Here is a 26,344-nt window from a genome sequence, read left to right as displayed (position 1 = left end):
CAGCGGCGTCGCGGTATTTTGCTGTTCAAAATCCATAATGCCGCCGGGTGCCGCCACAATCACCACACCGTCGCGCGTTACTGTCAGCTCTTCGCTGCTTCCGGCCGGGGTTTGCGCATCAAAAAACCGCAACGCACCAGCGCCCGCCAGCTCGATGCGACGCTTTTCCAGCCCAAGGCGCAGCCCGCGCAGACTGGCATCGCCGCCGCTCAGCAAGGCCTTCAGCCCGCTCGCATCACAATTTGCACCCTGACCCAGAATTCCCGCGTCAATGATGCCATGGGCATCTGCGGCCACCAGTTCACAAGGCTGTCCGCCTTCGTCATTGCTGACGGTAAGGCGATCCCCCGCCTCAACCGGGATCAGCACCGCACCGCAGCCGTCAACGACATAGCGCTCGCTGCCGGGCACCTGTGAAAATACCCTTGGTTGCAGGATCATACCAGGGCGCGGCGGTCCCGGTATGACTTCAGGATACAACAGTTCTGCCATCAAAGGTCTCCCAGCTTCTTTGCATAGGTGGAATATTTATTTAATGATAAGAATAATCACGCTCCCGCAGTTGGCGCAACAAAACTAAATTATTTTTACAAAAATGTTTGCGCCTCCGGATCGCCGGGTGGGAAATCTGTCCGCGAGACAGAGCAAAACAAGGCCGGGGGTGCGGGTGGTCGCAAGCCCCGTTTGCCTGGATAGCTTTAACAAGGTTGTAGTCAGCTGCAAAGCAGCCCTGGCCGAAGCGCTGTTACAGCCGCCGTCGGACGCTTGCCCCGATTTATTCGGGAAAACCACCCGAGCCCGCCCAGGCCTGTGGTGAGGCCCGCAAGATTGCAGAGGGCGTTCTGCAGCGGACAGGAACAGGCGCGCGTTGCCGGCCACGCCGCAAAAGGAGCGCAGTGTTCTGACGCTGGAAATGATGGGAAGTGTCGATGAAGCCTACTGCAGATTGCTACGGCGTGAATGCCGGAGACCTCTGTCGCATGGCTGCCAGGCCAGGCGCCTGCAAGTATCAGGATCCGGACAGAATTCGGGATTCATTGCACAGAAAGCAGGTCAGGCCAAATCCCCGATAAACATCAGGCGACCAGATCAAAGGCTTCGAAATCGCTTTTCAGACCGGTAACCGTGCTAATGTCGCCGTCGTTAAAAGACCAGCTCTTGGCATAAAGTGGCCCCATTCTGCCCTCAACGGCTTCCATATCGAACAGGACAAATTCACCAACCAGCGAGACTGATTTCGCTTCATCGTTTTTTGTGTAGAGGAAGTCGATAAATTCCCGTGCCAGTTGGTTATACAATTCGAATTCCAGCTCGATGGCTGCGGAATCCTCTTGGACAACCCCTGCAAAAATTGGCACTTCAGCTGACAATTCGATATAGGATTCAAGATCCAGCCAGGTCAGATCTCCGATTGCCGCAAGGACTTGCTGTTTTTGCTCGATCAACGAAAACACCGGCAGCGGTTCGCTTGCCACCAAGCCGTCAGCCTGTGCCTCAGTCTCGCCAAGGGGCAGGTCACGAAGTGTTGCAACACCGAGGGCAGACTGGGTGTCCACTCCGCTTTGCGCGTCAGCGCCCGATGGTATTGCAGCGGCGTCCACTGCCAGCAGCGACACGTCAAAAGAGAGCAGAGTCAGATCTGCAAGCTCATCAAGGGCAATGCTATGCTCTTCTTCCGGATCTGCGTTCGCGGCAATGTCTGCGGCAACCGACAGTTTTACTTCTGCCGAACGTTCTACAACCTGATCGCTGGCCGGCTGACGCGCTTCCGCGAGCGCTATGTCAAGCAGCCCGGCAGCGGTTTGCGCCTGGTGGCTGTCCTTCGGCACGATTTCTGTTTCGGCCGGGGCAGACCACAGATCAATTCCGTAAGAAATCGCCAGCGCCGCGAGAGCGCTGATGACAGCTTTTGCCACCGTGCCGGTTGCAGAACTGCCATTATTCTGGTTTGGGGCCTCCCGGAAGTCCTGCGGGGACGCAGAACTGTGCAGCGCCTCCAGGGACTGCGACGGGTCTGGAGCTACATCCTGAAGTGCCAGGTCCGAAGTTGCGGCGATGAGACCCGCATCGGCGCCAGACACCGTTTCTTCGCCGGACTCTTCGGTGACGCCGGCAAAAGCCCGTGCAGGGCCTGGCAGTAACAGGTCGTCCGATAGCATATAAACCGACCAGATCAAAGCTGCGAGCGCTGCGCCCGGATGCATCATGACTTTGTTATTGCGATGTCCGACCAACTGAACAATCTGACCGCGACTTGTGGATTCGGGCCGGGAAACCGGCTGCGTCCGCCGCGCAAATTCTGTGACCAGCTCTTCAAGATAATTTGCGGTGATCAACCCGCCCTGCGCCGGGCTGTCGAGGCCATAACGTCCGTCGATCCGGCAAAAATGTGCAAACACTTCATCATTACTGTCGCTGAAAATGAACCAGGGCTCACCTTCGTCGCTGAGGCCGCGGTCAGTCTCAACCGAGATGCCAGCCATCTGCAGCAGACGTTGTGCCCGGCAGAGATCTGCTATTTCCTGATTGTCCCAGTCCTGAGGCGGCGTGGTTTCATGCGGCGCACCTATACGGAGATAATCTGAAACGGCGACGGCCGGCGCGCCGGTTCGGGGAAATTCAATCGCGCCGCCAACAAGGTCGGCCACGGAAAATTCCCTGGGCCGGGGCGTGTCTGTCACCCGGCGGGTTCGGAGGTGTATAATATCTGACATAACGCGCTCCAGAATCTGGCAAGGCGGATAAAATTCCCGCAACGAAAGGCAAAAATCTGGTGGGGACGGCCCTAGCCGGTCGCTTCACCAAACATAATCTCATAGGCAATCGGTTCGTAATAAGAAAACAGCGTCTTCACAAAATCCTTCGGATCCTGATTTAATGCTGCAGCCCATTCGATATACCGCGCCGGCGGGATTTTGCCACGCCCGTGCTCCAACTGGGAGATGAATGTGTAGTATTCAAGAGACAGTATCTCCGCCAGTTCGCGCTGGGACAGGCCCCGGGCTTCACGCAGAGATTTCAGCCACCGGCCCATGATGGCGCGCTGTTCCTTTGTGGCGTCTGACGCGCCGCGGTTTTGCTTGGCCAACATTGGTTCGGGTCCTCCATGGACAAATAGTTTCGGACTGACGGGGCCGGAAAACAGCACATCAGCTCTCGGAATACAGTGGTCTGCATCTTATATGGCGCATCCTGGCTGAGATGACAATGCCTGGTATGAAAGTTGCTGTACTTATACCTGCGCGGGCAACGTAAACTTAGCCTCTGCGTGTTGCGAATTTCACCGTAAAAGCTCACTTGCCGCGCGCATCAGTTGATAATTTCTTCTTCAGATACGTTCAGAAAGCTGTGGCCAAAGCGACGGCCGGACAAGTCAGCGCTCTCTGGGCTCATTAAACAGGGCATTATAGCCGAACCCGAGACCATACTGGGAATGATATCTGAAGCAACTAAGCAGACACCCACGCGAATTTAAGAGGTCACCGCGATCTAGCACCCTGTTCAGAAGTCGACCAGACCCTGGTGGCCACCGCCGCTTAAATCCAAGGCCTGCGTATAAGGTCGACGCGACTTTTTTGCCCTGATTGAACTTCTTGACGGCACAGGTGCCGCCCTTGAAACTGTCCACGAAGCCAAAGTCACAACCGTTGCACTCTAGATCGGTGACGCCACGTGTCTCACTGCAGCCCGCATCTTCCCTGATGTGTTGTAAACCTTGAGCGCGCTTTAAGAGGGCAGCGTGGCCGCGGCGGCTCTCGATACCGAAATCAACAACCATAATACCGGGCTGACGGCTTCCGGGGTGTCGAAATGCGAATCAACCTTAACGGCATTAACTTCCTGTCTGCTTTGGACTTTACCACCATATTCGACACCTAAAAGCACCGGTTCCGAGTGGAATTCCACCCATCTCCACTTGGGAGCCGTCGGCCCGCCCTGGCAGCCTGCAATTCCTGCTGCGGAAGGCAGATTTCATATTTTCACATTACTTCCAGTCACTTATACAACAACTGTTACCGCTGACGCTTGCATTTGCGGTCAGAATGCAGACGCACACCCGGCGATATTCCGCTCTGATCTGGGGACCGGTGCCGAGGGGTATGAAAGTTACTGTACTTTTTTCTTGCCCAAGAAAACAAAACTCTTTAGTCGCTTAAATGGAGAGCACTTTTGCATTTTGCAATTCTTTGCAGAACGCCATTTTATCGCTCTCTCCAAAAACAGACTAAAGAATATTTAGACTAACTCAGAAAGCTATAACCATGGCAACAACCGAACAGATCAACGCCCTCACGGCCCTGTATGTGGGTTATTTCAACCGAGCTCCCGACCCCGCAGGCCTGGAATTCTGGATCGACCAGCTGGACAACGGCCGCGAATACAACACCATCGCAGCGGATTTCGCAGCTTCGCCTGAAGCCATCGCGATCTACCCGTACCTGAGCACACCTGACGTGTCCTCCTCTTCGGCGTTCCTGACCGCGATCTATCAGAACCTGTTCAACCGGGCGCCTGACACTGATGGCCTGGAATTCTGGACCGGCGTGCTGGACTCCGGTGCTGTTTCGGTTGCGGATATGATCGAAGCGATCATCAACGGCGCCGAGGACGGCAGCCAAGACAAAGCTATCATGGACAACAAAACTGACGTTGGCCTCGACTTCGCAGTGTCCGCCGCAGACACCTCCGGTTTCACCTATGATGACGATGCAGCAGCTGCAGCGTCTGCAGTTCTTGACGGTGTCGTCGATACCGCCGAGTCAGTTACCGAAGCCAAAGCCGAAACCGCCGAGTTCATCGAGAACGGGTCCGCCGTCATCGGCGAGACGTTTACCCTGACCACCGGCGTGGACACTGTTACCGGCACCGCCGACAACGACACATTTGACGGTTCTTACAAAGTTCTGGACAATGCAGACGACGTTGCGACCCTTGGCGGGCTGGACAGCATCGATGGCGGTGCCGGCACCGATACGCTGATTGTCAACAATCAGGAAGGTGACACCACCACTGGCGTGGATGAGGAAGAGACGACGACTGCTGCCGTAACCATCGGCGCAGGCACTGAGATCTCCAATGTCGAAAAGATTGAAATCAGAAGCGGCGGCAGTGTTGACGCTGACCTGAGCGGTGCCACCGGTGTTGAAAGCATCGACGTGGAAGCTGCAGAGGATATTATTCTGACCGCCAATGCTGACAGCATCACTGTAAACGCAGGGAATGATGTTGAGCTGACCGCCACAGGCGAAAACATCACTGTAAACGCAGAGGATGACGTTTACCTGACCGCCGATGCTGATAGCATCATTGTAAACGCAGGGGATAACGTTGAGCTGACCGCCGACGGCGACGCTGTGACAAACATCGACGTTACCGCGGGCGGAAATGTTGATATCGACGCTGCTGGTGCGAACCTTGAAAACGTCAGCGTTGTGGCTAGCACAGACTATGACGTCGACATCAACACGGATGGCAACGCCAGTTCTGTTTCCGTTGAAGGTGGCCATGCAGTCACGATCTCTGATGATGCTGAAGCGGCTGACGAAAAACTGACATCGGTCACACTGAATGGCGGCGATGATGGCGCGACTATCAACGCCAACATCACCGAGCTCTCGATCTCAAACTTGGAGTCATGGTCAGCCGTAGACGTCTTTGCCGACGCAGGCGAACGTGATCTTGCTTTGACCGTGGACAATTTCAGCGGCGAAGTAGTTGACGACCAGGCAACAAGCGTGTCGGTAACGTCTGCCGGTACGGAATCAAATTTCACTTTCTCGGCAAATTCGGCAACATCGGTGACGCTGAATGCAGATGTCGATATGACTCTCAGCGGGTCCGCCGATGTTCTGACAGCTGTTGATATCAATGGTGACGGCGCAGTCACAGCAACGCTTACCACTTCAGTCTTGCTTGGAAGCATTGACGCCTCTGACAACACCGGCGGTGTCGAGATTGTCGGCGCGATCCAGGAAAATACTTCCTTTACCGGCGGTACTGGCGACGACACTATCAAACTGAAAGCCGGCAACACCCAGGCGATTGCCATGGGCGAAGGCGACGACACAGTGACACTGAAAGGCGCGCTTGGCGAAGGTGGCACACTGGACGGCGGCGACGGCAACGACACACTGGTCATGTCCGCTTCGCTGGCCGAAGAGCTTTCCGCAAATGGTGACTTCACCGCAGCGGTTGCCGGCTTTGAAAACGTGGTCATCAACCAGACTTCTGCCGACACAGTGATCGATCTCGCCAACCTGGCCGGTATCAGCAACGTCAGCTCTGCAGGCACCGCCTATACCCCGGCCGTCCTTGCCGTTGGAGAACAGCAGGAGCTTGATTTCGAATTTACCTCCGGCACAGCAGCTGGTGGCAACATTACCGTCGGCGGAATCACAGTGGCTATCGACGCTTTTGCAACAATGGGCGTTATTTCCGACGCGATTGCAGCCGCGCTTAATGGCCAGACTTTGACCAGCCCTGCGTCGGGCGGTCCAGTAACGGCGATCTCCGACAGTGCTGGACATGTGACAGTCACTTTCCCTGACACCGCAGGCGATGTGGCAGATATTGAAATCACGGACGCCGCTGCCGCCTTGGTTAATGTAGGGTATGTCACCCCTGAAGTACCCGGTGTACTTGCTGAGGACGCCATCGAATCCACTCTTACTCTGGACAACATGGCTTCGGGTGGCACGTTTGAGCTGACCGGCGATGCAGGGTCTGCTGTCACCGTAAACGTGACCGATGCAGAGACTGGTGAAGCGGATGAGCTGAACGTTGTTCTCACAAGCGACGTAAATCTTGCCGGTGGCACTCTGAACGTCGCCAACGTCGAAACCATCAACATCGACTCCGACGATGCTGATGACGAAGACGAAACTGCGGTCGCTCACACTCTGGCTCTGGCTGCGGCTGCCGCCACCAGTGTTGTGGTCTCCGGCGATGCGGGGCTGGCACTTGACCTGACCGGCTCTGTTGCTGTGTCTTCGATCGACACCTCGGCCAACAGCGGTGCGGTTAATGTGACAACCGGCGCTGACCTCTCCACCACATTCGTGGGCGGCGACGGCAACACAGTTGTTGATATGTCCAGCATCACCACCGACACCAACACTGCAACCATCACCACCGGCGCAGGTAACGACACCATCACAGGCGGCGCGGGTGACAACACCATCGACGCAGGTGCAGGCTTTGCCACGGTCATGACATACGGCGGTGACGACAGCATCACTGTTGGCGACGAAGGCAGCATGATCGATGCTGGCGAAGGCGACAACAGCATCACGTCCGGTGCAGATGTTGACTTGATCATTGCTGGTGACGGCGACAACACCATCAACTCCGGTGCAGGTGCAGATGTCATCATCGTTGGCAGCGGCAACAACACCATCGATGCCGGCGCTGATTACGCTAATATCACCGCAACTGGCGGCGACAACGACATCACTGTCGGCGATGCCGGAAGCTTGATCGACCTTGGCGCTGGTAACAACACCATCACTGCGGGTGCCGGTGCTGACGACATCACCACCACTGACGGTGACAACACCATCAACGCAGGCGACGGTGCGAACGATATCACCACAGGTGCAGGTGTCGACTCCATCACCACCGGAGCTGATGATGACACCATCATCGCGGGCGCTGGTGACAACACCATCAATGCAGGTGACGGTACCAACTCCGTAACCACACTCGAAGGCAACGATGACATCACCACAGGCGCGGGTGTCGACACCATCGGCGCAGGCGCAGGTGACGATGCAATCACAGCGGGTGCAGGCGACGATGCAATCACTGGCGGTGCTGGTGCGGATACAATGACCGGTGGCGAAGGTGCGGATACGTTCATCTATAATGACGTAGCCGACTCGCAAGGTGAGACTGTTGATACCATCATCGATTTTGTCTCCGGCAGCGATACCATCGATCTCACAGCGGTCGCGGGCATCGGCGGCATCGACGAGAACACCTATCTCGGTGAATCCAACACTTACCTGGATGCAATGTCTGCTCTGAGCGTTTTCTCAGACGGCAGCTCGGCGGCAGCGGTTCTCGATATCGAATCCAGCACGCTTTACATCGATGTTGACGGTGACGGCGGCGTGGACATGCAGATCAACCTGACCGGTGTCACTGATCTGTCCGCTTCGGACTTCGTTACTGGCGGTGGCTTAGCAGAAGTTTAAAAAACACCGGGCCCGCGGGATTTCTCGCGGGCCCTCCCCCAAAGCCGCACCGGCCAGCCCGGCACGTCACCAATATTATGCCACGCAAGGCGGAGAAGCGTAATTTCGCATACCTGCCAGATACTTAGCTACTCACACTTTCCCAACAAGTGCCTGCACTTGTGGTCAACACACAGGCGCGAACCCGGCGATATACCGCTTTGGCCAAGCGTCGGAACCGGTTGGTATGAAAGTTACTGTACGAATTTTCTTGCCCGGAAAATAAAAAACCGTTAATCGCTTTAACGGAGAGTACACGTTTGCAAATTCCGCAACCTATAGCAAAACACCATCTGCCGCTCTCATAGAAGATAAAGAAAATTTTAAGATCGAATCCGACGACATCTGTCATCAATTTGGAAAGTTATAACCATGGCTACAGCAGAACAGATCAACGCCCTCACGGCCCTGTATGTGGGCTATTTCAACCGCGCCCCCGATCCCGCAGGTCTGGAATTCTGGATCAACGAACTGGACGGCGGCCGCGAATACAACACCATCGCAGCGGATTTCGCAGCTTCGGCTGAGGCCATCGCGATCTACCCGTACCTGAGCACGCCTGGCGTGTCCTCCTCCTCGGCTTTCCTGACCGCGATCTATCAGAACCTGTTCAACCGCGCACCTGACGCTGCGGGTCTGGAATTCTGGAGCGGCGTGCTGGACTCCGGTGAGGTTTCAGTTGCGGATATGATCGAAGCGATCATCAACGGCGCCGAGGACGGCAGCCAAGACAAAGCCATCATGGACAACAAAGTAGAAGTCGGTCTCGACTTCGTGGAAACCGCCGCAAACACCTCCGGTTTCACCTATGATGTCGACGCAGCGGCTGCGGCTGTTGAAGTTCTGAACGGTGTCGACGAAACCTCGGACTCTGTCGATGAAGGCAAAGCTGAAACCAGCGCGTTCTTTGTTCCCGTTGGCGACACCTACACGCTGACCACTGGTATTGACCAGGGCGCTGAATTTGTCGGCACTGAATCGAACGATACTTTCGTTGCACTTATTGATGGCACCGAAAACACCACCCTGACGGGCCTTGACCAGCTGGATGGTGCCGGTGGCGACGACAATCTGCAGATCGATGCACTGACTGACGTCGAAACTCTGACAGGCTTTACCCTGGCAAATATCGAAACCGCAACCATTCGTGCTGTAGGTAATGTCGGTGATTATCAAGGATCCACTGTTAATCTGACCGCACTGACGGTTGATAACCTGGTTGTCACCCAGGCCACTTCTGCTAACTTCATGGCTGATGATGGCGCGGCAGTAACAGTCTCCGGCGTGACCGGTAGTGTAGCTGTCACTGGCGGTGCGTCTCAGACCGTTACCAGTGAAAAAGAAAATGCAAACATTACACTGTCCGGCACCGAAGGCGATGTAACTGTTACGCATTCTGACCAGGGCTACGGTGATATCTCCGTTGACGATGGCGCCAATGTAACCATCACTGCCGATGGCGGCGACGAAGGTAACATCACTGTTGGGGACAGCGAAGGAAGCGAAGTCACTGGCAACGTTACCATCACCCAGGCCTCTCAGGGCTCTGGTGATATCACAGTAACTCAGGGTGCTGACGTAACAATCACCGCATCAGGAGCTTACGAAGCAGAAGTATCAGAAAGCTCTCACCTTGCAGAAATCTCTGTTGGCGAAGGCCCGGACGGCGACGTCACCGGAGCGGTCAATATCGAGCAAAATTACGTATCTGATGGCAGCTGGTGGGTAGACGCCGGCGACGTTAGTGTCACTGGTGGCACAACTGTAGATATCGCGCTCAATGTTGTTGTCGATGCCGCTGATGCAGAAGCGACAGGCAAAGACTTCGACTTTGCCACCACCAATGTAACCAGCACAGGTGATCTGACGGACGTTACCATCACCAGCACCGGTACCATCACTGAGTTTGTTGTAGACGAAGTGGCGGAAACAGGCGCGACACAAACGGTTACGTTTGAGGACCTCGCCTCCGGTGAAAGCGCTGAAGTCAACGGCCTGACTTTCGAAGCGAGCGAAGATCTGACAGCTGCTCAGGTCGCAGCGGCATTTGCCAACATCACCGAAAGCGGTGACACCCAGGATGCCGGTGGCCCAGTCAGCAATGGCTTTTACAGCGGCTCTTGGAACGAAAGTTGTGGTTGGAGCGCGACTTCTTCGGATGGCGCCACCGTTACGTTTTCAAGTGAACTGGCTGATCCAGGCTCCCTGTACACTTCCGGAGTTGACGATTATGAGTACACAGCAGGCACCTATGGCACCGAAGGGTCCGAAACTGATAACGAAGTCAACTTCGGCAACTTCAACATCGACGAAGACGGTGATGACGACTCCATCCAAAATGTAACCGTCGATGGTTTTTCTGGCGAATCTGACATCGACTCCGATGCGCTTCAGTCCATCTCTCTGGCGAATGGCGATGGTGACGTTTATGTTGAAACAACAGCAACCTCGCTGGATCTGAGTCTCGATAATGTCGATGCCTGGATCGGTCTTGACGAAGATGACGATTATGTTGAAACGCTGAATATCACCACTGCTGGTGGTGCTTCAGACATCTACCTTGAGGCAGATGCAGTCACCGATATGACCATCGACGCTTCTGCAGATTTGGACGTTTATGCGGAAACGGGCGCTCTGGAAAATCTGACTGTTTCAGGTTCTGCGAATGTAGATCTGGATGGACAGTCAGACCTGAATTCGCTGCAAACTGTAACGGTGACCGGTTCTGCGGGTGTAACCGTGCTTGCTTCCGGTGACGATGTTACTTCGGTAGATGCCTCTGGTACGTCCGGTGACAACACCGTCTCGATTGATGCTGCCAACGCATCATATGCAGGTGGTTCTGGTGCAGATGACGTCACATTGACCACGATTTCTACCGACAACGCGGTCACCCTGGGCGATGGCGACGACAAATTGACTCTGGCCACTGGCACGAGCGCAATTAACGTAGCGATCGATGCAGGTACCGGCGCGGATACGCTGGTGATGGACGCAGCGGACGCAGCGGACGCAAGTTCTTCTGCCGCATTCGAAGCGAAGATCGACGGTTTCACCACACTGGAACTGAACGCGCTTAAAGTGGGCGACGGTGAACTGGACGTCAATCTGGCCAATATGGATGACGTTGACTATGTGATCGTTAACGGTTCGGAAGATGGTGCGCTGGACGGTGCTCAAGAAGTTGTTGAGGTTACATTCTCTGCGTTGCTTCGTGGGCAGAGCGCTACAGTTGACCATGAGGTTGTAACAGCTACGTCAGCAGATATGACAGCCGTCGAGGTTGCCGAAGCGTTTGACCAAATGTCAGCTGAAGGTTGGAATGCTGCGGATAACGAGGATACTTCGACGGTAACACTCACACAATCGTCATTTGGTGTTGTGCCTGACCTCTTTGTCAGTGTTTCTTCAGCACCTGATCCAGACCCAAGTGTGACTGGTACTACGGATGGTACTGCTGCAACCCCAGCCGAAGCTCAGACCTTTACCATTGATTTCGGTGGTTTTGCTGATGGCGCGGATACAATCGAGTTCGATGACTCCGGTGTGATTGTACTGTCGGATGGCAACGAAATCTCAGTTGCAAACGATTTTGCAAATGGAATCAACGCGGTAATTAGTGGGAATTGGCTTGCCCAAAGCAATGGGGATGGCACTGTTTCTATGACTGCGCAAAATGCTGGCTTAGGAACTACTATCACTGTTTCTACCGATGGTACTGCAAGCGCTACTAACATCGATATTTCAACGGTTGCTGGCAGCGTCGTACCGACTGCTACAATTGCAACTGATCCTGCTCAAGATCTGGGTGCCAGTATTTACGCCGGCACAGCAGAACAACAGACTGTCACTTTTGTCGACATGTCTGAAGGGCAGACCGTAACAGTTGCGGGTGTAACCTTAACTGCAACTGGCTTCATTGCCGCGAGCGACGTTGCAGCTGCGTTTGACAACACAGCGAACGGTGCCACACCTGGGAACCCGGCGAACGGAACATTTGCTGGAACCTATAGTGGCTGGGGAGCAGCGGCAGCTGCTGGGCTCACAGTTGTCTATACAAATGTCAATGTAGGTAATGCTGGCCTGATTTCCCTTGCAGGCACGCAAGAAGCAGCGCCAAGTGCTATTGGCACGAATGTTACAACAGAAGGTGGTGCCGGCGCCGCAACGCTGCTGATCAGCGAAATGGCTGATGGTGGTACGGTTGAGCTGACAGACAGCAACAACTGGGACAATGTCGTCACTGTCTCGATGGCAGATGCCTCTGGCGATGCCGATGAGTTGAACGTTGTTCTTTCGCTGGATGATGACTCGGACAACGACTTCGGCACCGTAATAGCTACGGGTGTCGAGACCATCAACATCTCTGCAAATGACTCTTCAACCGACGAAGATAAGGATGAAGACATCGATGAGGCAACTGTCAACGTTGATGCAACGTCTGCAACTACGGTGAATGTGACAGGTAATGCGGATGTAGATCTCACAGTTAGTGACAGTGTTGAAACGGTTGATGCAACGGATCTGACGGGGAACCTTACCTTCGGAACGTACGGTGCAGCGATGACAGTCAACGCCGGCTCCGGTGATGACACGTTGTACGTCAACACGGACGGTGACGTTATCAACGGCAATGACGGTGATGATGAAATCTATATCGCGGATGGTGTTGACCTGGCGCAGATCTCTGGTGGCGCGGGTGTCGATACTTTCTACATTCAGGGTGCCACAACTAATGTGAACTCAGCATCTGAGATCCTGGACCTTGAAGCAGGTGATACGATTGTCTTTAGTGGTGGTGGCGTCTTCGTATCGGCTCAGATCACTCTGGATGTAGACGGCAATACGAACCTTCAGGACTACGCCGATGCCGCAATCAACCAAATCGATGGCGGTGAAATGGCCTGGTTCCAGTTCAACGACAACACCTATATTGTTGCGGATACGGGTGAAGGTCCGTCCGGTGACTCATCGTTCGACGATGGCGACTCTCAGATCGTTAAGATCACCGGTCTTGTTGATCTGTCGGACGCGTCCTTCAGCACAAATGGCAGCATTCTGGAAATCGCTTAATCCTTCTCAAATGAGGCAGACGCCTGACAATGCTTTTGCAGCGTCAGGTTAACGCCAGACCCCGCCTGGTCCGCCCGGCGGGGTCACTTTTAAACGGATGGTTTTATGAAAGTATTTAACGTCTACGATGAGACCCAGGTCCGACAAACGGTCGATTTCATCCGTAAGCTCGAGTTCAAGGATGGAAAAGCGACTGCGCGTGGTTCGGCCAAAGACATTAAGCAGAATTATCAGATCACCCAGGAGGTGAAGGAAGCACGGCCAATCTTTAATGACGTTCGCAAGCTGTTTTTAGCGGATGGGTTGTTGTCATCCTATACCACCGCCAAAGAAGTCGTTTCGCCACGCGTGGCAAGTTATAAAGACGGCGGTCACTACGGCTGGCATGTTGATATGGCCATCATGAATCAAAAGCGCACCGACATGAGTTTTACCCTGATGCTGTCTGACGGCTATGAGGGGGGGGAGCTGGAGATTGACCTCGGCCACATGAAACAATCGGCTAAGTTGAAAAAAGGTCAGATGGTCGTCTATCCAACCGGCGTCCTGCATCAGGTTAATCCGGTCACTTCCGGGGAGCGATTGTGCATTGTGGGCTGGTTAAGCTGTGGCGTCCGGGATCAGGAAGACCGTGAAGCCTTATTTAAGATGGGCTATGAGATTCAGCGCTTGAAACAGTTTGTTGATGATCCGGCAGAACTGAACCAGCTCAACTACCTGGCACAGCATTTCCGTCGCAAATTAACACCTTAACACCTGCTTCGCGGGTTCTCTGAAGTCCTCGTCAGGCAAGCTTATCCGAAACTTTGTGTGTGACACTCAGCCCATGTCGATAACACCGGACTGAAAATGCCGCGAGAACCCACAGACTTTCGTCCATTGAACAGATAACTCTTTCAACCCACGTTTGAAAATGCTCTCAAGAACACACGGATAAGGATGACAACCAAAAGTAAATCCGATACCCATACTGCAATTAAGAATTGAAAAGGCCGCCCGATGCAAAAGTCCGTTTCGCCGCTGACCCTCGCCTATAAAAAATATAACGCGGTGCTGTTTGCCGTGGTGCTTTTCAGCTTTTTCATCAACTTGTTAATGTTCGTCGGGCCGCTCTATATGCTGCAGATCTATGACCGGGTGCTGGCCAGCCGCAGCGGCTATACCCTTGTGATGATCACCCTGATCTCGGTCGGCATGTTGCTGGCCTATGGTCTGCTGGAGTTTCTGCGCTCGCGCACCCTGGTGCGCGCCGGCATTCAGTTTGACGAGGTGCTGACTGCTCCGGCATTTTCCCGGGTGATCCGCATGCAGGTCGCCAACCCCGCTGCCAATGGCCGCAGCACGCTGAGCGACATTGACAAGCTGCGCGATTTTCTCACCGGTCAGGGCATTTTTGCCTTTTTTGATGCGCCCTGGACACCGCTGTTCCTCGGGCTGTGTTTTGCCTTTAACCTCTGGCTTGGCGTGGTCGCCACCACCGGCGCGGTGATTATTTTTGCCCTGGCACTGCTGAATGAGCTGATGACCCGCAAGGCGCTGAAAGAGGCCAATACCGCCGGTCAGCGCGCCGCGCATTTTGCCGGTGCCAGCCTGCAGAACGCCGACGTAATCAAAGCGATGGGGATGGAAGAGCCGCTGTGCAACCTGTGGCTGAAGCAGCGCGATCAGATGATCGGCAACCAGGCCCGCGCCAGTGACTGGGCCGGCGTGGTACTGTCCGCCTCCAAATTTGTCCGTATGGTGCTGCAGATTGCCATTCTCGGCACCGGCGCCTTTCTGGCAATGAAACAGGAAATTTCCCCCGGCATTATGATCGCCGCCTCAATCGTTATGGGCCGGGCGCTGGCGCCGGTCGAGCAGGCCGTCGGCCAGTGGAAACAATTTATCGGCGCCCGCCAGGCCCACGCCCGGCTGAAACAGATGTTTGACGTCATCGGCGAGGAAGAAGAGCGGCTGGTGTTGCCTGACCCCAAAGGCAATCTTGAGGTGGAAGGCCTGTCCAGCGTGCTGCCGGGCACCAGAGACACCGTGCTGCGCGGCATCAGCTTTTCGATCACCCAGGGCGAGATTCTGGCTCTGATCGGCGCCAGCGGTTCCGGAAAATCGACCCTGGCGCGCCATCTTGTCGGGGTCGGCGTCCCGGCCACGGGCTCTGTCCGGCTCGACGGAACCGAACTTGCGCACTGGGATCCCACCCAACTTGGGAAGTCGATCGGCTACCTGGCACAGGATGTGAAATTGTTTGCGGGATCGGTCGCAGAGAATATTTCCCGGTTTGATCCCTCTGCCTCCGATGAAGACATCATTGTGGCCGCGACGCTTGCCGGTGCCCATGACATGGTTCAGGGCTTGAGAAACGGCTACGGCACGGAAGTGGGCGATGGCGGCAACCAGCTGTCCGGAGGCCAGAAACAGCGCATTGGACTGGCGCGGGCGGTCTACAAGGCCCCGAGCCTGATCGTTCTGGACGAGCCCAATTCCAATCTCGACAGCGAAGGCGAAGCAGCGCTGACCAAATGCCTGATGAAGATGAAGGAAATGGGGAATACCGTGGTGGTAGTGACCCATAAAGCCAACTTGCTGGCTGTCTCAGACAAAACCCTGATCCTGAACGCAGGCATGGTGCAGAAGTTTGTCGCTACAAAAGAGCTGCTGCAGCCCCAGGCGCAGCCTGACGCTGCAGCGCCGATGTCTGTGGCTGCTGCCCAAAACTGATTATCCGGTTCAACATTTCCTGGAACTGGATTCAGGAAACCACATGGAATTACACAATGGTCGCCCACGCTGAAAACCCGTCTGAATTCATCAAATCATCCCCCCGGGTCTACGTTGTGGTGGGCTATCTGGTCATTCTCTCCATTTTTGGAGTGCTTGGTGGCTGGGCTGCAACAGCGACAATAAATGGAGCGGTGGTTGCCTCTGGCGTGGTTTCTCTGGCGGACAACAGGAAAGTCGTGCAGCATCTTGAGGGTGGAACCGTCAGAGACATCCGGGTGCAGGAGGCGGATGTGGTCACCGCCGGCGACACGCTGATCGTACTGGACAGCATCGAAGCACGTTCCAATCTTACCCTGCTGCAACAGCGCCTCAATATCGACCGTGCCGCTGAGGCCCGGCTGTTGGGCGAACACGAATTTGCGGAGACCATCGAATTCCCCGCCGATCTGGCTGCATCCTCAGAACTGGATCTGCAGAACACGCTGCTGACTCAGCAGGATATTTTTGACGACCGGCGCGAAATTATAGTGTCTGAAGCAGAAATACTTGAATTCCGGCTGACTCAGTTTGACGAGCAAATTAACGGTCTGGAGATCCAAAAAAACGCTATTGAAAAACGCATTGCGCTGCGCACTGGCGTTGTGGAGCGGCTGACGACAGGCGAAGGCCGGGGCGTGATTGAAACCAACCGGCTGGCGGATATACAGGACATTCTGATCCAGGTCGAAACCTCTCTTGGTGAAGTGATTTCAGAACTGTCCCGGGTCCGGGGAGCATCCGGGGAAGCCCGGCTGAGCCTGCTGAAGCTGGAACAGCAATACCGGGAACGCGCGAGTCTTGAACTGAAAGAGATTCAAGATGAAATCTCAGAACTGAGCGAACGTATTATCGTTGCAAAAGACGATCTCACCCGGACTATCATCCTGGCGCCGGTGTCCGGATCTGTACAGAACCTGCAGGTGACCACCAACGGGTCAGTGATCCGACCGGGTGAAATTTTGATGGAGATCGTTCCGGAAGATGCAGATCTGCTGATCAACGCCCGGGTATCACCAACCGATATCGACAGCGTCACACCAGGCCTTGAGACCGAAGTCCGGTTTTCTGCCTTTAAAACCAAACTGACTGAGATCATCCTTGGCGAGGTCCAGTCGGTGTCAAACGATGTAATTACCCCTGATGATTCAAGCGTAGCACCCTATTATCTTGCACGTATCTACGTGTCAGATGAAAAAATGCCCGCCAATATGCGCCAGAGACTCACCGCAGGCATGCCCGCGGATGTGGTGATCATCACCGGCGAACGCAGCGTTCTGAATTATCTGACCTCGCCGCTGACCGATGCAATCTCAAAAAGCCTGCGGGAAGAATAAAAGCCGACGCTGGAAACAATTAAAAGTGACCCTGCCTCCGGCACCGCGACCCGCGTGTTTCCGGATGCGCTCAGTCGCAATACCCCCCATCATTGATACGCCAATAATGAGGGTGCACGTGACAATAACCTGCTGGCTGCTCGGCGACGCAGAGCCGCGCCAATGCAATCATAGCGTTAGTGCAAGAGAGTTCCGATTTTGCTTTGACACTTCTGGGCCCATTTTTATTGAGGATCGGCAGAACGGCGATTGCACCGAACACTGGTTGTCGGAAATCTATGCGCGGTTCGCCTGACCCCACACCCGAATAGCAGGCAGAAACTCAACGGTAAGCTGTATTACACCGTTGTCGGACTTGAATTATTAATCTTGAAGTTATTGGAAGAATCCGTATAAAATCAAAGAGTAAGTGTTAGATTTTGTATTTTTATAAAATAAACTGGCCGTTTAATCGCAAATTCGCTCCATACTTTCGACCTGACAAACTATTTCCACCCTGCCGACGACACAACCTTACAGTGATAGGTACCGAGAATTTACTGCTGCCTAAATTCAACTTTATATCCGTACATAAAAGATCAATCACTCAATGACCCGTATCTACTATGATCTCTCAGAACTGTTCTACGCCATGAGTGACAAAATAAAATACTATGGGATTGCCCGCACGATCATCGAGGTTGGCTACGAGCTTTCAACCCTGAGTACAAACATATGCTTCGTCATTTACTCTCCGGGCCACCGGCGATTTTTTGAAGTCACGCCGCGAATTGGCCATGCATCCGAAAATGGCACTCTGGATCTGGGGCTCCCCGCTGCCGCCCGCCCCAAAAGGCTCCGGCGTAGCAGCGCCTATTCAACCAGATCTGCGTTTCATCTCGCAGGAAGCATTTTCAGACGCCGTTCCAGCCTGAAACGCTGGAGGCATATTGCCCCCGCGCTGGTCACCCCTGCCACCCTCACCGACGGTATTCTGATTTCCCTCAGTCAGCCGCGCGTGGTTTCGGACTACATCCATGCCTTGAAACAGCAAAAGCAAACTTTAAAAATCTTGCCGCTGCTGCACGATTTCATCCCGCTCCACGAAAACAAAAAGCGAACGTTCAACTCAAATTTTGTGAAAGACAACGCCTATATTCTCGAACACTGCGGTAAAATCCTGGCAAACTCAGAGTTCACCAGAGACGAGCTGAAGCGGTTTTCGGAACGTGGAGACCTGCCGCAGGCAAAACAGATTGCCGTTGCGCCGCTTGCGCATGAATTCAGAGCGGAGACTGGCGAAGATACGCCGTTGCGCGAACATCAGGGATTTCTGCTCTGCGTTGGTTGCACCCCAGGGCGCAAAAATCTGGAATGCGTGCTTGATGCGATGGCGCATCTGCAAGCGCAGGGCGCGCCGGTTCCCGATCTCGTGCTGGCAGGCGGCCACCGGAAACGTATTGACGTATTGATTGCCAGCGAAAAATACTGCCACATTCGGGACAACGTCCGTATTTCTGTTGATCCGTCGCAACAGGAGCTGATGCAATTGTATAAAAATGCAATCGCTGTTGTTTTGCCCAGCCTTATAGAAGGCTGGGGGCTGCCTGCAGCTGAGGCCCTGTGGCTTGGCACACCTGCCATTGTATCTGACATCCCGGTCATGCACGAAGTTGTCGGCGATCTGGGCCTGTATTTTGATCCGAAAGATGCCACGGAACTTGCGGCCAGGATCAGGACGATCACCGAAGACCCGAACTTCAGAAATGAACTGACCACAAAAATCCGGCAGAGGCGACCCGCGCTTCGAAGCTGGCAGGATGTTGCCCGCGACATTATCCATGCCGCCGACACCTACTGAAGTAAAATGCCACTGGAACATACAGAATGAAAAAGTATTTTTTCGACGTCACCGACATCGTCAGGTATATCGCTATTGAGCGCACCGTTTCCGGCATTCAGCGCGCGGCAACGATGATTATCCGCTGTCTGGCAGACACTCTCGGTGCCGAAAACATATACATGTCTTATTTTGACGACAGAAAGCAGAAATATGTCGCTCTTCCTGCTGACAAATTCCTGCAGATCGACGACTTCGACCTGCACGAAATTTCGACGGCGCTCGCGCTGGCTGTCCCGGCAAAAAAAGAAACTGCCCATTTCCTGCAGAAATACGCGACTGGCAGTCTGAAATACTACTTCCACAGAACCAAAATCGATCTTGCCGCTCTGCGCAATGATGATGCCTTTTTTCGCAAGAAAGGGTTTTCTATTCACGAATGGCGGGATTGGCGCAGCGGGGAAAAAGCCGCTGACAGTGCAGAGGTCAGGGAACCGGCAAGGGTCAGACCAACGTTATTTTCTGCAACGTTCAGTCCTGGCGACACCCTGTGCATCCTTGGTGCCCTGTGGGACAACCCAAATCTGGACGACCTGTTCAAAGATTACCGGGCAGCCGGGCTGCGGATCTTCCTGCTGGTGCATGATACAATTCCGCTGAAGTTCCCCGACACGGTGCATGTAAACCCGATTTCGTTTTATAGCTGGCTGGGCCAGACCACAGAGTATTGCGACGGATATCTGGCGAACTCAAAACACACCGCTTCAGATCTGCGGGAGGTACTTGATATGCTGGGGAGCAGCACGGAAATTCATCTGACGCCACTGGCGCAGGCGCCTCTGCCAGCGGCCCGGTCGCGTGACGGCGCGCCTTCTGACGTTGCCACCAGTCCCCAAGAGCAACTGCTCAACCATTTGAAATCCGTAAGCCGGCGGCGCCCGGATATCCGTAACGTGACTAAACTTCCCTACGTGCTTTGTGTGGGCACCATGGAAGCACGCAAAAACAGCTGGCGCATGGCCCAGGCCTGGCTCCAGCTGGCCAATGACGAAAGCCTGAATTTGCCGCGGCTGGTTTTTGCCGGGAAAAAAGGTTGGCTCAATAACGACTTTTTTGACGCGTATGACAAGACCGGTGGCTTTGGCGGCTGGGTGCAGATCATCGAAGAGCCCAGCGATTCTGACCTGACCTATCTCTATGAAAACTGTGAGTTCACCATCACCGCCAGCCTCTACGAGGGTTGGGGGCTGCCGATCGGGGAAAGCCTCAGCTACGGAAAAACAGCTGTGGTCTCTGAGACCTCCGCCATGCCAGAAGTCGGCCGGAACATGGTTGTCTACTGCAACCCGGAATCCATCCCGAGCATCGCCAATGCCGCCAGAAAACTGCTATCCGAGTCCGGACACCGGAAGATGCTGGAAAACAGAATTCAGCAGGCTCAGTTGCGGCAATGGTCAGATGTGGCCGCCGACGTCGCCGCCGCCCTGACGAAAGACCCGACTGTGAATCTTGTGCAAATGCCCGACCGCGCCAGTTCCGCAGCGGTGCAGCACGCCGCCCACACGGATTGACCCTGAGCATGCCCGAGGACCTCCTGATGAAAAATCGCAAACCAACCAGGAAAAAGATAGAGCGCAAGCCCTACTTTTCTGCACAGGATGCCGCCAATATCAGGTGGTTCTGGAACACTTACCTGAAACAGAAAACGCCCTGGCTGCTGCTGGTGCTGGGCATGATTCTGATTCAGGGACTGGTATATCAGCAATTCCTGGCGCTGACCGAAAGCGGCCTGCGCGTCATCTATGAAGACGGCAATCTGAGGAAACTGGTCGAAGTTTGCCTATTGGTATTTTTCCTCTTTACCGTACGCGGTGCCATGTCCTATCTGGTGCCGCGCCTGTCAGTCTGGCTGGCCAGTGATGCGGTGCTTAAGATGCGCCAGGACCTGATCGATCATCTGCTGACGCTGGACCTGGAGTATTTTGAAAGAACACCACCGGGTGCAATTATTCTGCGTCTGGTCAATCAAGCGCAGGATGTGAGCGTATTTGTCGGGCACGCGACGGTAAACGCGTTGCGCGACACCGCCACTGTGGTCATCATCTCCGGCTACCTGATCTACAAGTCGCCAATCCTGTTTCTGACGGCCGTCGTGGTTTTTCCACTCATTATCCTGATGATGCAGAAGGTCTCCCACCGGATCAAAGCGATCCAGGCCGAGGCCGAAAATGCCATGGGCGCCTATATGAACGGCATCGAAGAGATGGCGAACGGGATGCGCACGGTCAAAATCTCTGGCCAGGAACCCCAGGAACGCCGCAGATTGTCCGCATCCAACGAAGAGATCAAAGACCTGTCCATCCGGCTGCAGTCCGCGCAGGCACTGGTTGTGCCCTTTATCGACCTGGTATCGGCGTTCATCTATGTTCTGGTGATCGGTGGCGGTGGTTATATGGTCATCAGCCCGGATTTTGAGTTGGACAGCGCCGCCATTATCGCCTTTTTGCTGGGCATGGTGCTGGTCTTTGCCCCAATGCGGTCAGTGGCACAGTTTTTGACCCGGCTGCAGGCCAATCTGGTCTTGCTGGAAAGCATCTGCAGCCTGTACCGGGAACAACCTTCGATATACGACGCCCCTGATGCGGTCAGCACATTTGATACCGCAGGTGACATAGTTCTGGAAAATGTTGCGTTCAGGTATAACGGCGATAACCCTCTTTTCAGTGACCTGAACATGACGTTTAAAGGTGGGCGGGTCACCGCAATCGTTGGCGCAACCGGCTCAGGCAAAACGACGGTTCTCAGTCTGCTGACACGGCTCTATCCGGTTCGCGATGGTCAGATAAGCATCGGAGGACAACCGATCACGGGTCTCAGCGTTGCCAGTCTGCGCGCCGGGTTTTCTGTCGTTGCGCAGGATATTGTGATTTTCAACAGCTCAATCTGGGAAAACATCCGCTACGTCCGGCCCGACGCCAGTGATGAAGAAATCTGGCAGGCCGCGGAAGCCGCGGAAATCGCAGATCTGATCCGGCAACGGGGTGATGCTGCGCTGGGACCGAAAGGCTCTCAGCTGTCTGGCGGCCAAAAACAGCGCATCGCCATTGCGCGGGCCTTCCTGCGTTCCGCGCCTATCCTGCTGCTCGACGAAGCGACTTCCGCTCTTGATCAGAAGACAGAAGACAAAGTCAAACGCGCGCTCAAACGGCTTTCAAAAGACAAAACGACCCTTGTGGTCGCGCACAGGCTGTCGGCGGTGGTAGATGCGGATCTGATCTATGTCATGGATAATGGATGCATCATTGAAAGTGGCACACACGCAGAATTGATGCTGAATAAAGGCCTGTATGCCAGCATGTATGTGTCACAGAAAGAAAGTTACAGTTGATTGGGTTACGAACATTGCACTGTTCCACCTGAAGTTTTGGATATACTGTGAATTACAATTTTAACATGCGGACCGACCTGCCGTCGGGGAAACCGGAGCGCAAATTGACAGAACAAAGTGCTCGCGGAGAACACCCCGTTCAGTTCCCCGTTTTCCTGATAAATCTGGACAGCAGCAAACAACGGTTGAAAGTATCAGAAGCGCAGCTGCACGCTGCGGGCGTGTCTTTTGAACGCATTCTTGCCGTAGACGGGCGGAATAAACCGGTCAGTGAATTCCCAACTTATGACGAAGCGGCAGCAGTAAAATACTATGGCCGTGGCCTGAGCAGCGGTGAGATCGGGTGCTATCTGAGCCATGTCAAAGCCCTGAAACAGTTTGTCAAATCCGGCCAGCAGATGGCGTTGATTCTGGAAGATGACTTTCTGTGCCAGCCTGGATGCTGGGACATGATGGCGGCGCTGGAAGCCGCGATATCCGACGGGAAAATATCGGACTGGGACCTGATAAATCTGAATCAGCCCCCCAAACGGCTCTATTCATGGCTCGCGAAAATTGGCGACAATGACGTTTCCGCAGATGTTTTGCGTGCGTTCTACTTTCCCGCCAGAGCGACGACGATACTCTGGAGCCGGTCCGGTGCGAAGAGTTTTCTTGCCGAGGCCCAACAGCCGATTTGTCCGGTTGACCATGGATTCAGACGCAGAGTCAGCGAAAATGCGCGGGGGCTTGGAATTAGCCCAAACCCGTTCTGGGTGACCGGCGCTGCGAGCGACATTTCCGAAGCGGCCCCGCACTGGAAAAAGCCCCGCCGCATCGGCTGGTACCGATGGCGGGAAGTGAGCCGGCAAACGCGTTGTTTAACACTTGCAGGCTGGGCAAAATATGACCGCAGCAAACGTGACCGGGCAATGCTGCCGCAACCAGAATAGCGCCCGGCAATTCCATGGATCTCCAGGACAGGGCGGCAAGCCCGGAGCGACCGGAAGATGCCGGAAACAACCAGCCGATAACCCATTTTCAGATCCTGAAGTCGCCTTAGGTAAACGTTGCCAGCCTTCTCTGATCAACCGACAGACCCGGAGCAAACAATGAACCCAATGAAGCAGTTCGAACGGTATTTCCTCGCCATTTTCAAGCTCGGCAAAACGGAATGGAACGCAAAATTCGCCAGCCGGGAAGTGAGCAGAATCTCTGACGAACTGGCAACTCTGAAACAGGAGCTGGAAACGGCGCGCAACAATTTTCAACGTGTGTCATCAGAGCTTGTTGATACAAACAATGATTTTCAGCCAAAGATGCGGGAAATGGAACGCAAGGCCGGGCATGTCGAAAGCCTGAATGCCGAAATTTCGCGTTGGTATTCCGACCTGTCCCGACGTCTTGATATGGCGTTGCTGTCGCGCGATACAGACGGCGACACACCGGAGCGTGGTGCCGCAACTGGTGACGACATACCGTCCGCACTAAAATCAGAAGGTTTTCAGACCTTTCAGGATGTCTTTTACAACCGTCTGGAAAACAAATACCGCGGCAGCAGATCGGATATCAAAGCCCGGGTGAAAATTTATCTGCCCGACGTCGAAAGCGCATTCATCCGGACCGAAGGCAAACCTGTTCTTGACCTCGGATGTGGCCGGGGCGAGTGGCTCGAAGTGCTGCGCGAGCGGGATGTACCCGCAATTGGAATTGATACAAACCAGGCTCAGATTGAAGAAGCCCTGGCACTGGGGCTGGATGTCCGGCACGGGGATGCGCTTCAGGCAATGGCAGATGCCAACGACAACAGCTACTCGGTGATTTCAGCCCATCATCTTATCGAACATCTGCCCTTTGAATCTGTGGCCTGGATTGCCCGCGAGGCCGGGCGGGTGTTGGCACCGGGTGGCATCCTGATCTTTGAAACGCCAAATCCACGCAATATCATGGTCGGGGCATCGTCCTTTTACAACGATCCGACCCATCGCAATCCGGTGACGGAATCAGTGTTGGAAGTGTTGTTCGAAACGGTCGGCTTTTGCCCGGTAGACGCGCGTCCGCTGCATCCGCACGAACGTCTGGGTGAATTTATGCAACGCCCGGGCTTTGACCCGGATCTGGCGCATATTCTTTTTGGGCCACAGGACCTGGCAATGCTGGGCACCAAACCGGCAGGAGCACGATAGAGATGCGCGTAGGTGTCGTCCGTACCCAGGTCCCCTTTGTCACCGGAGGCGCTGAACGCCATTCCGCGAACCTGTGCCAGGCGCTTGAACGCTCGGGGCATCAGGCGGTTGAAATCACCCTGCCGTTCAAATGGTATCCGGGCACCGCGCTGGCCAACAGCGTGCTGGCCGCGAAACTGACTGATCTTTCCGAATTTGAAGGGGTGCCAATCGACCTGATGATCGGCCTGAAATTCCCTGCCTATCTGGCACAGCATCCCAACCGCAAGTTCTGGATTATTCACCAGCACCGTCAGGCTTATGACCAGTGGGACGCCGGCACTTCTGATCTGCTGCATGATCCGGATGGTCTGGCACTGCGCCACCTGGTACAGCAGGAAGACAAAGCTCTATTTACCTCCAGCAAAGATCCGGTTTACGCAAATTCGAAAAATGTTGCCGGCCGGTTGCAGAAGTACCTCGGTGTTGAGGCCCAGTCGCTTTACCACCCGCCACCCGGGGCAGAATTGCTGCGTTGCGACAGCTACAGTGATTACCTGTTCGCACCTGGCCGGCTGAACCGTTCCAAACGGCTTGAACTGACCCTGCAGGCGCTTGCCGCAACCCGTCCACCGCTGAAGCTGGTGATCGCTGGCGCTGCCGAAAACCCCGCCTATCTGCAGGAATTGCAGCAACTCACGGATCATCTGGGCATTCGCGACCGGGTGGAATGGCTGGGCGCCGTCAGTGACGACACGATGCGGCATCACTACAGCAACGCCCGTGCCGTGGTGTTTGTGCCGCAGGACGAAGATTACGGATATGTCACGCTGGAAGCGATGCTGTCAGCCAAGGCCACCATTACTGTTACTGACGCCGGCGGCCCGCTGGAATTCATTCGCAACGGCAAAGAAGGCCTGATCTGCCCCCCGGATCCACGCGCACTCGCGGCCGCGTTTGAACAGGTGATGCAGGATAAAGATCTGGCTGAGCGCCTCGGGCAGACCGCATTGCGCACCTATCGACGCATGAACATATCCTGGGATCACGTCGTAGAGACCCTGACCGGCATCAGCCCTGTTGTTCCCGCCACGCCTCCGGCAGAAGCGCCGTTAAAGATTACATCCGTGACGCCGGCTCCCTCTGAGAATGAGCCCCCTGCCCCCGCTGCTGCAGCTCAACTGAAACTAGCGATCACCCCACCCGCCCGCACCGTAGCTTTGCCATTTGAGACAGTAACCGATGTGCTGGCCGCCTATGAGTTCGATACACTCGCGGCAGTAAAAGGCCTGGAAGCTGCTCATATCGACATCGGTCTCGCCAACTATCTCGGCACCCATTGGCAACGCTATCTGACAACGCTTGAACTGGCCGAAAAGATCAAACCCGCGCGCGTTCTGGACATTGGTGTCTTCCCGCCGCTGGTCTTTGAAGCGCTGTTGGCGAATGCCTTGCCAGGGGTGAAACTTGCCGGCGTCTGGGAGGGCCCTGAGCCCTATTACCAGCATGTGAAATGCCGGGACGGCAAATTGCCTGATTTTGAAATCGAACTGGCGCCGGCCAACATTGAGCGCGACCGGCTGCCCTTTGAGGAC

General features: G+C 54.8%; 14 protein-coding genes and 1 pseudogene. 12 read left to right on the top strand and 3 right to left on the bottom strand.

The window, feature by feature from the left end; all coding sequences use genetic code 11:
• The 3 genes and pseudogenes from DWA01_RS00340 to DWA01_RS00330 all read right to left on the bottom strand — a co-directional run.
• Positions 1-492: pseudogene (locus DWA01_RS00340) on the bottom strand (aminomethyltransferase); the annotation flags it as partial.
• Positions 493-1,076: 584 nt separating this feature from the next.
• Positions 1,077-2,714 carry a hypothetical protein gene (locus DWA01_RS00335; RefSeq protein WP_114283651.1) on the bottom strand — a complete coding sequence of 546 codons (1,638 nt, stop codon included), beginning with the start codon at positions 2,712-2,714 and terminating at the stop codon, positions 1,077-1,079.
• Between the two features lie 71 nt (positions 2,715-2,785).
• On the bottom strand, positions 2,786-3,091 hold the full coding sequence (locus DWA01_RS00330) for a helix-turn-helix domain-containing protein (protein ID WP_114283650.1): 306 nt from the start codon (positions 3,089-3,091) through the stop codon (positions 2,786-2,788).
• Positions 3,092-3,739: 648 nt separating this feature from the next.
• Here DWA01_RS00330 and DWA01_RS22855 point away from each other — a divergent pair.
• From DWA01_RS22855 to DWA01_RS00270, 12 genes are all read left to right on the top strand, one after another.
• Positions 3,740-4,240: a hypothetical protein gene (locus DWA01_RS22855; RefSeq protein WP_136057631.1), complete on the top strand. Its 501-nt coding sequence runs from the start codon at positions 3,740-3,742 to the stop codon at positions 4,238-4,240.
• Between the two features lie 22 nt (positions 4,241-4,262).
• Positions 4,263-8,195: a DUF4214 domain-containing protein gene (locus tag DWA01_RS00320; RefSeq protein WP_114283648.1), complete on the top strand. Its 3,933-nt coding sequence runs from the start codon at positions 4,263-4,265 to the stop codon at positions 8,193-8,195.
• A gap of 411 nt (positions 8,196-8,606) precedes the next feature.
• Complete coding sequence (locus DWA01_RS00315; protein WP_114283647.1) at positions 8,607-13,307, top strand: DUF4214 domain-containing protein; 4,701 nt, start codon at positions 8,607-8,609, stop codon at positions 13,305-13,307.
• 105 nt (positions 13,308-13,412) lie between these two features.
• The gene (locus DWA01_RS00310) at positions 13,413-14,060 is read left to right on the top strand and encodes a Fe2+-dependent dioxygenase (RefSeq protein ID WP_114283646.1); all 648 of its coding nucleotides are present in this window, start codon (positions 13,413-13,415) and stop codon (positions 14,058-14,060) included.
• Positions 14,061-14,306: 246 nt separating this feature from the next.
• Positions 14,307-16,022, top strand: a complete 1,716-nt coding sequence (locus tag DWA01_RS00305) for a type I secretion system permease/ATPase (protein WP_114283645.1) — start codon at positions 14,307-14,309, stop codon at positions 16,020-16,022.
• A 56-nt stretch (positions 16,023-16,078) separates the two neighbouring features.
• Complete coding sequence (locus DWA01_RS00300; protein ID WP_114283644.1) at positions 16,079-17,398, top strand: HlyD family type I secretion periplasmic adaptor subunit; 1,320 nt, start codon at positions 16,079-16,081, stop codon at positions 17,396-17,398.
• A 589-nt stretch (positions 17,399-17,987) separates the two neighbouring features.
• Positions 17,988-19,238 carry a glycosyltransferase family 4 protein gene (locus DWA01_RS00295; protein ID WP_114283643.1) on the top strand — a complete coding sequence of 417 codons (1,251 nt, stop codon included), beginning with the start codon at positions 17,988-17,990 and terminating at the stop codon, positions 19,236-19,238.
• 26 nt (positions 19,239-19,264) lie between these two features.
• The gene (locus DWA01_RS00290; protein ID WP_114283642.1) at positions 19,265-20,788 is read left to right on the top strand and encodes a glycosyltransferase family 4 protein; all 1,524 of its coding nucleotides are present in this window, start codon (positions 19,265-19,267) and stop codon (positions 20,786-20,788) included.
• Positions 20,789-20,814: 26 nt separating this feature from the next.
• A complete protein-coding gene (locus tag DWA01_RS00285) occupies positions 20,815-22,605 on the top strand; it encodes an ABC transporter ATP-binding protein (protein WP_114283641.1) in 1,791 nt (596 codons plus the stop codon).
• A 104-nt stretch (positions 22,606-22,709) separates the two neighbouring features.
• Positions 22,710-23,537 carry a glycosyltransferase family 25 protein gene (locus tag DWA01_RS00280; protein WP_160115933.1) on the top strand — a complete coding sequence of 276 codons (828 nt, stop codon included), beginning with the start codon at positions 22,710-22,712 and terminating at the stop codon, positions 23,535-23,537.
• Positions 23,538-23,696: 159 nt separating this feature from the next.
• A complete protein-coding gene (locus tag DWA01_RS00275; RefSeq protein ID WP_114283639.1) occupies positions 23,697-24,770 on the top strand; it encodes a class I SAM-dependent methyltransferase in 1,074 nt (357 codons plus the stop codon).
• A gap of 2 nt (positions 24,771-24,772) precedes the next feature.
• Positions 24,773-26,344: glycosyltransferase family 4 protein (locus DWA01_RS00270; protein ID WP_114283638.1), on the top strand; the 1,572-nt coding region annotated here is incomplete at its 3' end.

Source organism: Candidatus Halocynthiibacter alkanivorans (assembly GCF_003333265.1).
Lineage (GTDB): Bacteria > Pseudomonadota > Alphaproteobacteria > Rhodobacterales > Rhodobacteraceae > Halocyntiibacter_A > Halocyntiibacter_A alkanivorans.
This window is presented reverse-complemented; position numbering and strand designations above follow the sequence as displayed.